This is a genomic window from Actinomadura sp. 6K520, assembly GCF_004349245.1.
GTDB lineage: Bacteria > Actinomycetota > Actinomycetes > Streptosporangiales > Streptosporangiaceae > Spirillospora.
The window spans coordinates 1-8,732 of record NZ_SMLC01000238.1; the positions used below are offsets into that span (position 1 = coordinate 1).

The window sequence follows — 8,732 nt, forward strand, 5'->3', positions numbered from 1 at the left end:
GTGGTGCCGTCGACACGGTCGATCACGGACATGACGTGTGGTTCTCCCCCCGAAGAACGTGGGCGCTTCACCCACTGATCACTTGCTCCCCAGCAAGATCACTTTCCACACCTGAGGGAATACCCCCGTTGGGGCACGGCAAGCTGGAGCTGTACGGTCCCGAACGTGATGGATAACGTTTCTGCGGTCCCCGGTGTGGGAGGGTCTGTACGGTCAACTTGACACTCCCGATCATCGGCCTGCGGCTGTTTGACCGAAGGTGATCTCGGCCCAGACGGGGCGGTGGTCGGAAAGGTGGTCGCCGCCGAGTTCGACGCCGTAGCCGGTGATCCACTCGGCGGGCAGCGTCGTGTGAATTCGGTCGCAGCGGTAGGCGAGTTTGTCGTCGCCGTGTCCCACGGTCGGGGTTGGGTCCTGGTGGCCGATGTGGTGGAAGCCGGCGGCGGCGAGTTCCTTGGCGGGTGCGAGGTCGAGTTTCTTGGTGACCTTGTTCGGGTCGAGTCCGGTGGTGTCGGGGGTGTCGCCGATCGCCGCAGCGTTGGTGTCGGCCATGTAGACGACGTCCAGGTGCCGGTGGACGGTGATCATTTCGGCTTCGGCTTTGCGGGTGGTGGGAGAGCTGGGGGCTGAGTGGCCGTTCAGGATGTGCACGGGCCTGGGGTGCCCGTTGATCTGGAGAGTGAGGTTGGTGAGGCCATGGACGAACGGCGGCCCGGTCAGGTGGTTGACGTCGGTGACGGTGAGGTGGGCGCTGATCCGGACGAAGGTCGCCAGGTCGCAGCCGTAGAAGTTGGAGGGGCCCACGAAGCGCCACGCCATCCCGAGCTCGTCGGCGACGAAGTCGGCCAGGTCAGGGGAGTGCGGGCCCCAAGTGGCCTCTTGCAGTCCGAGCACGTCGAGGCCGAGCCGGGCCAACAGCGTGAGCTGCTCGCGCAGACGCGAATCATTCAGATTGGGCAACCCCGAGTCGTCGCCCAGGCCGTGGCCGTCGCGGGCGGCCAAGCCCCCCTCGAATAGGTTGTAGGTGCCGACACGGATCGTCAACGGCTCGGCCATGGAGACTCCTGGTCCTGGTGATCGGTCCCGGTGAGGAGGCCGGGTAGCTGGGGGATGGCCGCAATGCAGGTCGCTCCGGGAGGGAGGCTGCCCGGAGGCGCCGCGTTGAGGAGGACGGTGCGGATGCCCTGCGCAGCGGCTGGATAGATGTCGTGGGCGAGGTTGTTGCCGCAGTACAAGAGCTGTTCGGGGGCGACAGCGAGGTCGGCGAGGACGTGTTCCCAGATGCGCCGATCCGGCTTGGCGACCCCGAGTTCGCTGCTGAGGTATATGCGGTCGCCGAAGCAGCCGTCGATGTGGGCGGCCTTGAGCGCGCGTCGCCGGTCTTGGCCCGGCTGGGTGTTGGAGACGAGCGCGAGTGTGACACCCGCCTGGTCCAGGTCCCAGATGACCTGCTCGGCGTCGGTGGTGACCGGCCGCATCCCGAGCGTGTGGTTGATCGCGTCGTGGCTGCTGGTCAGCGTGAGGCCGTAGTCCATAGCCACGTGAGTGATGGGTCCCCCGTATCGGACCCCGCGCCATTGCTGGTGGTCATCGGCCACGGGTTCCTCCGGTAGGGGTGGGGCCGTGCGGCTCGAAGGGCTGCAGGCTTTTGACCCCGGGGTGTTGCTTGGGCGGCGCCTTGCTCGGCTCTGGTGATAACGGCTGGTCTTTCCTGGCCGGTTGCCCCGAGTTCGAAACGCCGTGGGGGAGGGTGTTGCGCTCCGGCAGCGGCGCTCTGACCGAGTGCCGATCGCCGGGCGGTGGGTGTTCCGGGGGCTGATCGTGGGGTGTGGTGTTACTCACGGTCTTGCCCTCCGGTTTCGGTCAGTTGGTCGGTGAGTTCGCGGATGAGGCGTCGGGTGGGGTGGTCGCGGGGGAGTTGGTCGCTGAAGGCGATGGCGGTGTTGAGGGCGTGGACGGCGGCGTCGTGGTCGCCGGCGCGGGTGGGGATGGCGGCGCGCAGGTAGTGCAGGTAGGCGTCGTAGGGGACCGCCCGGTTCGGGAGGATCTCCATGGCCCGGTCCAGGTGGGTGAGGGCGTCGGTGAAGCGGCGGTTGGCGAGGGCGGTTTCGGCGCGGTTGGTGGCCAGTCGTGAGCGTAGGTAGGACTCGTCCAGATCGGTGAAGAGCGCTTCGGCTGCGGTGAGGTGGGTTTCGGCTTCGGTGTGGTGCCCAAGTCGGCTGTGGGCGATGCCGAGCTGGCGTTGCAGCAGGGCTTGGCCGCGTGGGTGCGTCGGCAATGTCTGGTAGAGGGCGAGGCCGGCGTGCAGGACGGTGAGGGCCTGCTGGGGACGGCCCAGGTCCAGCAGAGTGGCGCCGTGGTGCTCGGCTGCGGACGCCTCGGTCAGCAGGTCACCCGCCCTTCGTGCCAGCAGGCGGGTCTTGGTGTGGTGTTCGCTTGCCTCGGCGAGCCGGCCGAGCCTTCGGTCCAGCACTCCGGTGAGCATGTGGGCGCGGGCCTGGGCGCCGGGATCCTGGATGCGCTGGGCGCTGTCCAGGCCGATCTGGCAGACCCGCCGCCAGGCGGGGTAGTCCTGCCGCTGGATCAGATAACCCCACAAGGCGTCGACGAACTGCCAGGCCGCATGGTGCATTGCGTGGGCGGCGGCTGCGGACTGGGCGGCCAGCAGAGTCGGTACCCACTCCTGCACCAGGGTGATCGCCTCCTGGTCACCGGCGACCGCGGGTGCTCGTCCGGGTTCCCACGCGAACACCGGGGCGTAGCGGCGGCGGCCGTGCCCGATGACGGTTTCGAGGCCGGCTGCCCACATCAGGTAGTGACGGACCGCGCGGGCCAGCGCGGCGGCGCGGTCCTCCTCCGGCAGGCTTTCGGTGAGGTGTTCGGCGTGGACGCGGACGGGGGTGGGCATGCGCCACTGCTCGGGGCCGGGTCCGTGCTCCAGCAGGTGCGCGTTGTGTAGCCGGGCCAGGATGGTGTCGGTGGCCTGGTCGTCGGTGCGGAGCGAGGCGGCCGCTGCGGCGGCCGAGAACGCCGGGCCGGGCAGTGTGGCCAGGTACCGGTAGGCGTTCTGCAGGTCCGGGGCCAGACCGTTGTAGATGGCGTCCAGTGTGTTGTTGATGACGGTCTCCTCCTCGCTCAGGGGTGCCGCGCTCAGAGCGGGCTGGGCCGAGCGCGTGGTGCGGGTGAGTCGTGCGGCCAGGTCGGTGATGGGGCGGTGGGGCCGGGCGGCGACGTAGGCCGCGGCCGCGACCAAGGCTGCGGGAAGAGCACCGCAGGCGTTCACCAAAGCGCGGACGCCGTCGGGATCACTGGTGGCGCGGTCGCCGATGATGTCGGCGGCCAGCGCTGCGGCGTCGGGCGCGGGCAGCGGTCCCACGGGTACCCGGCACGCGCCGTCAACGGCGGCAAGGTCCAGCAGCTGGTGGCGGCTGGTGACCACGACCAGCCCGGAGGCGGGTAGCAGCGCCCGCACTTGCCCGGCCGTGGTGGCCTGTTCCACGACCGCTACCACCGGACGGTCGGTGGTCAGCGACCGCAGCAGCGCAGTAGCTTCCTGCCCGTGCTCAGGGACTCGGTCGGCGTGCAGCGCTCGTAACCAGCCCGCCACGGCGCCCGCGACCGGATCACTTCCGGGGTCGGGATGATGGGTGCTGAGGTCGGCCCACAAGGCTCCGCCCGGTGCGGCGCTGGCGCGGACCGCCCGGTGTGCCAGGTGCAGAGCCAGCGCGGTGGTCCCGGCTCCGCCCGGCCCGCTGATCACCAGCAGATCCGGCCGCAAGGCGCCGCTGCCCGACCCGTCCCGGTCACCACGGAGCTCAGGGCTCAGGGGCCGGTCACCGGGCTGATTACTTGGCTGGCCGGTGGGCTGGCCGGGCGACAGGTGACGGGCCGCCGCGATGTTCAGTCGGGCGCGCTCGTGGTGGCGGTCACGTAGTCGTACCGGTGGTGCGGGCAGCATCATCGGTGGCTGCGGCGCTGCGGGTGCAGGGGAGTGCAGGCGTACGTCGCCGTGCACCGCGCCGACCTGCACGACGGTGCCGATCCGGCCCGCGCCATCGACCCGATTGCCGATCCGGCCGCTCCCGTAGCCAGCCTCGCCACGAGCCGTGTGACTGGTCCCGTTCCCGGGTTGGCTGCCGTGCCCGCTCATCCGACGTCCGTTCCAGCACGAAGACCCAGCAACGCAAGCATCGGGGGACAGGTTGGGGCGCTGCCCCAGCCGCCCGAAACCCACCCAGGGGGAACCGGCACGGAAAGCGCGGCGAGGCCGCCTTCGCAGACGAACTGGCCTTGGATGGGAACCGCCCGAGCAGGCCCGCTGCTGTTATCTTCACCGAAGCTGATCATTTTCTCCTTTTCTGTTGTGTCTGCTTTCCGTGCCTGTGGTGGTGGTCTTTGTTGTGCCGCGCCAGTTCGGGTCGAGTGCGTCGAGTGTGGCGTGACGTTCGGGGGCGAGTTCGCCTCTGCGCGCGTTTTGGCGTTGCTGGATTAGCCAGCGCCGGAAGTCGTGCCCTTGTGGGGCTGGGTCGCGGGCGGCGCCTCTGCTGCGGGGCAGGTGGCCGTGCTTTTCGGCGTAGCGGCGGGCGGCTTGGTAGTTGATGTCCCAGCGGCTTTGAAGGCTGCGTGCCGTCTGCCAGCTGGGGTCTAGTGCCTCCAGCGCTTTGAGCCGTTGCGGGTCCAGGGTGTTGCTGATTGCTTGTTTGCGGCGGCCGTACAGCCATCGGCCGAGCGGGAAGCCATCGTCGGTGACGAAGGTGGTTCGGACGTGGAGATCGCCGTGTGTTTGGGCGTAGGCGCGGGCCGCGGCCAGCCCTTTCTGCCATTCAGCCTCGATCACCGTCCATGGCATCCCGATTTCATCGAGGAGGCGTTTCTGGTCGGGGGTGAGATGGCCGCGGTGCTGCGGCCGAGTGCGTGCTCGCCGACGTTGCCTGTCCAGCCAGTCCGGAAGGTCCAGCCCGTCGGGGCTGCGGTAGTCGGTGTCGGGATGCAGATGCTCGTGCGCATGGAAGAAGGCTCGCGCGGCCCGGTAATGCACGTCCCAGACGTCGTCGCTGGTGTGGAGCCAGGTCGGGTCGATCGCGTCCAGGGCGGCTTTGCGTTCGGCGGAGAGTTTCCCGTCGCGGTGGTCGCGGCGGCGGACGACCAGCCAGCGGCTGAGCTGGACACCGTTAAAGGTCCAGGTGTTGGGAACGCCGTGCAGTCGGCCGCTGTGGTCGTGGGCCCAGGCGCGGGCGGCGGCGATGGCGTCCTGCCACGCGCGGCCCAGCGGGCTGTCCCACTGCAGCCCGATCTCCTCCAGGAGCTCGACCTGCCGCGGGTCGAGCCTGGCGCGGTGACGGCGCTGGTTACGGACCCATTGCCCCAGCTGGGTGCCGTCGGGGGTGCGGTACTCGACGGTGAGGTCAAGGTTCCCGTGGGCTTGGTGGTAGGCCTTGGCCAGTCCGTAGAACTCCAGCCACGAGGGTGAGGCGCCCCGGACGGCGCGGACCTGGATGGCACGGGCGAACGCTTCGGGAACGGGCACACCGCTGACTTTCAGCCAGTCCCACAGCTCCAGCGGATCTTCCTGGTCGCCGTCACCAGCGTGCTCGTCGGCCTGATCGTCGGTTTGGTCGTCGGCGGAGGCGGAGCGGTTCTGCCCGAGCCTCTGCCGGGCGGTGTCCAGTTGGATGGCCAGCCGGTCATCGACCGCGCGCAGTGCCCGAATCACTCGCCACACCTGGGCGTAGGCCGATCCGTCCAGCGCCGATTGCGGGTCTTCCTCAGGCCCGAGCAGGACCGGGACGATGACGCGAGCGGTCTTGTCGGTGCGGCCGCCGGTGCGCAGTGCCCGCCCGATGCCCTGCACGATGTCGATCATGCTGTCGCGGGGGTCGATGAACGCCACCGCGTCGACCGCGGGGGCGTCCACGCCCTCGGTCAGCACACGCGCGTTGCACACCACCCGGACCAGATCACCGTCGTCGTTGTGGTGCGCGCCACGGAGGCTGCTCAGGGCCCGGCGGCGCTCACCGATGGGCTGGCCGCCGTGGACGTGCAACGCCGACACCGCTGCCGGCCGCTGCCCGGCGGGCATCAGTTTCCAGGCGTGCGGCAGCGCCTCCGCCCACGCGCGGGCGTCGGCGATCCGGTTGTGGAAGGTGATGGCGGCGCGGATGCGGTACTCGCGGGCGGCGCGCAGGACCGCGATCTGGGTGGCCAGCGCCCGCGGGCTGATCGTGGTGGTCCCGGCCCGCAGCAGGCGTTCTTCGTCGGTGGCCAGCGCACGGACCTGCTCGTCGGTGACCACCACGACCACAAGTTCGTAATCGGCCAGCAGCCCGCGGTCGATGCCCTGCGCGGTGGTGAAGCGGAACACCACCGGCCCGTAGACCTTCTCGTCGTCCATGGACACGACCGTGTCGTCGCCGCCGGCACCGAGGATCTTGGGCGTGGCGGTCAGGTAGAGCCGCCGGGCGGCGGGGATGACCACGTCGTCGTGGATCAGCGCCCAGGACCGTCCGGTCCGGCCCGCGGTGCGGTGCGCTTCATCGACCACCACCAGGTCCCAGCTCGGCATCCGGTGCTCAGCGTGCGCGGCCGCCAGCACGCCCAGGCTCTGATAGGTGCACAGCACCGTCACCCGGCCCCGACCTTGGATGAGCTCGGCCAACCGCGCGGCGTCGGTCGTCACCTTCGCCCCGCCCAGCGCCACCTCACCGACCGAGAGCACCTCGGCGTCCGAGCACACCGCCACCACGCGGCCCAAAGGGCGGCCGTGGTCGGCGAAGGTCGCCAGCATCTGCGACACCAGCTCCAGCGTCGGCACCGTCACCAGCACCCGCCCCTCGGGCGCCAGCCGAACCGCCGCCTGCGCCGCGATCCGTGACTTGCCGCTCCCACACGCCGACTCGCCGGTAGCGCGGCCACCCGCGCCCAGCGCCGCCTCTATGGCGGCAACGGCCAGGGGCTGGTGCGCCCACCGATCGCCACCAGGCAAGGGACTGGCCCCCAACGCCTCACTCATGAAGACCTCCTGCCGGAGGTTGCGGAGCGGCGGTCCCGGCGCGGACGGTGCCGATCGCCAGACCCGCTGGCCGCCAGGCATGTGGTGACCGCGCTTCCGGCGCCCATTCGATGAGGAGGTGAGGGAGGGATCATGGTTCCTCGGTAGAAGAGATGTGCGGGGATTGGTGTTTCGCCGCCCCGGGGCTCAGCCCGCAGCGCCCACGTCACCGCAGCCGCGAGAGCGAGCCGGGCCCGGTACGGGGTGGGCTAGGCCGATTAGGGACGGCGTCCATCAGGCGCTTCAGCACACCCGGGTCGAGCGCGTGTACGGCTCCGTGCGGGTCGGTGGAGTCGCGGACGGCGTGCCCGTCGCCGACCACAGCGATCTCGGCGCACACCGCGATGTCCTGGTCGGGCGAGCGGGTGCTCTTGCGCCGGGCCGCGCCCGGTTGGCGCCAGTGCACCCCGGGCCAGCGGTTCATCGTTTTCCCTTTCGGTGCTTTGCCTTCTTGTTCCGTGCGTGGCCTCTGCGCTGTTTTCGGGGGCATGCTGGGTGTCCGCGGTGTGCCAGCATGTTGCGCATGCGCTGGGGGTCCTTGCGCCAGCCGGCGGCGGCCATGACGCCGAGGGCCTGCAGCAGCAGGAGCGCGCCGGCCAGGTCCACGGCGGTGATGGAACCGCGTCCCGGGACGCGGAGCTGCTCACCGAGCAGATGGAGCACTACGTCGATCGCGCGTTTCCATGCCAAGCCGGGGAATGGGGCTATGCCGGAGTTCAGCGGCTCCATCCGCGACTCGACCCACCGGACCGCGTCCCTGGGGTCTTGCCCGGACTCGTGCGCCACGGCGATCGCCGCCCCTGCCGCCTTTTCCGCGAGATGATTGATCACCAGATGCTCGCCGTCACGAGCCAGCGCCGCCGCGAGCAGCTGTTGCGGCCACTCCCGCTCCTCACGGCGTGCGATGTTGTGGACCTGCCAAGTCGCGGCCTGGATGTTCTTTGCGGACTTTGTGCTTAGCTTGTTCGGTGATGCGGTCGCCATGGGTCCTACCTTTGAAGCGGTCGAAGCTGGTCATTCGGAAGATCGGTGAGCCCCGGGGGTCGGGGGATGGCTGCCATGCGCCCGCTCCTGACCTCGGTCAGGAGTTCGGCCTGAGGCTGCAGGCCGCTCCACCGGGCTGCGGCTGCGGCGAGCGCGTCGATGGCTTGTCCGAGGCCGTCCAGGTGAGCGATGGCCAGGCGGGTCTGGGAGGCGGTTAGGTTCGGCCGCTGCGATCTGGTGTGTTCGGCCGTGTAGAGGGAGGCGGCGGTCCGCAGCACCTGGTGGGCGCGGCCCCGGTTGCCGTACAGATCGCCGGTGGTCGGCTCGCAGGTCCAGTCCGACAGCGACCCGGAGCGGGCGGCGGCGGCGATCAGTGCGGACGCGGACCGCGCTACCCGCGGCAGCACCATATGCCGGGGGAGCGGCGGGCAGGCCAGGTCCGGGTCGCCGACCAGGCGGGCGTCTGAGGCCAGCGCCTCCTCCAGCAACCCGCGCACCGCCATCGCCGGCTGGGTCGCATATGGCCATTCCTCGGGGGGCAGGTCGCGGCCCCGGGGTTCGTGGCGCACCAGGGTGATGTTCAGCGCCGCCAGGACACGCAGGAGCCGCCGGTACTGATCCGGCCGGATTTGGCTCACCGGACGCCGCCGGGTCCAGGTGGCGGGGCGTCCGAGCGGGGGGCCGGCGAGGTGGTCCGGGC

Annotated in this window: 7 protein-coding genes; all 7 read right to left on the reverse strand. The window is 70.3% G+C overall.

Annotated elements, in window-relative coordinates; all coding sequences use genetic code 11:
* Window positions 1-231 precede the first annotated feature (231 nt).
* On the reverse strand, window positions 232-1,056 hold the full coding sequence (locus E1289_RS34200; RefSeq protein WP_131987747.1) for an endonuclease/exonuclease/phosphatase family protein: 825 nt from the start codon (window positions 1,054-1,056) through the stop codon (window positions 232-234).
* On the reverse strand, window positions 1,041-1,535 hold the full coding sequence (locus E1289_RS34205; protein WP_131987749.1) for an HAD family hydrolase: 495 nt from the start codon (window positions 1,533-1,535) through the stop codon (window positions 1,041-1,043). Before E1289_RS34205 ends, E1289_RS34200 begins: the two co-directional genes overlap by 16 nt.
* Before the next feature lie 299 nt (window positions 1,536-1,834).
* Window positions 1,835-3,958, reverse strand: coding sequence for a tetratricopeptide repeat protein (locus E1289_RS34210; protein WP_165970728.1), 2,124 nt, complete (start codon window positions 3,956-3,958; stop codon window positions 1,835-1,837).
* A gap of 372 nt (window positions 3,959-4,330) precedes the next feature.
* Window positions 4,331-7,009 carry a DEAD/DEAH box helicase gene (locus E1289_RS34215; protein ID WP_165970729.1) on the reverse strand — a complete coding sequence of 893 codons (2,679 nt, stop codon included), beginning with the start codon at window positions 7,007-7,009 and terminating at the stop codon, window positions 4,331-4,333.
* A gap of 205 nt (window positions 7,010-7,214) precedes the next feature.
* Window positions 7,215-7,472: a DUF397 domain-containing protein gene (locus E1289_RS34220; protein WP_165970730.1), complete on the reverse strand. Its 258-nt coding sequence runs from the start codon at window positions 7,470-7,472 to the stop codon at window positions 7,215-7,217.
* Window positions 7,469-8,032: a hypothetical protein gene (locus tag E1289_RS34225; protein WP_131987757.1), complete on the reverse strand. Its 564-nt coding sequence runs from the start codon at window positions 8,030-8,032 to the stop codon at window positions 7,469-7,471. Before E1289_RS34225 ends, E1289_RS34220 begins: the two co-directional genes overlap by 4 nt.
* A 5-nt stretch (window positions 8,033-8,037) precedes the next feature.
* A partial coding sequence (locus E1289_RS34230; RefSeq protein ID WP_207929335.1) for a hypothetical protein occupies window positions 8,038-8,732 on the reverse strand: 695 nt, incomplete at its 5' end.

Coding starts and splice junctions, on each gene's coding strand:
- E1289_RS34200 (WP_131987747.1), bottom strand. CDS start 1,056: ATGGCCGAGCCGTTGACGATCCGTGTCGGCACCTACAACCTATTCGAG.
- E1289_RS34205 (WP_131987749.1), bottom strand. CDS start 1,535: ATGGACTACGGCCTCACGCTGACCAGCAGCCACGACGCGATCAACCAC.
- E1289_RS34210 (WP_165970728.1), bottom strand. CDS start 3,958: ATGCTGCCCGCACCACCGGTACGACTACGTGACCGCCACCACGAGCGC.
- E1289_RS34215 (WP_165970729.1), bottom strand. CDS start 7,009: ATGAGTGAGGCGTTGGGGGCCAGTCCCTTGCCTGGTGGCGATCGGTGG.
- E1289_RS34220 (WP_165970730.1), bottom strand. CDS start 7,472: ATGAACCGCTGGCCCGGGGTGCACTGGCGCCAACCGGGCGCGGCCCGG.
- E1289_RS34225 (WP_131987757.1), bottom strand. CDS start 8,032: ATGGCGACCGCATCACCGAACAAGCTAAGCACAAAGTCCGCAAAGAAC.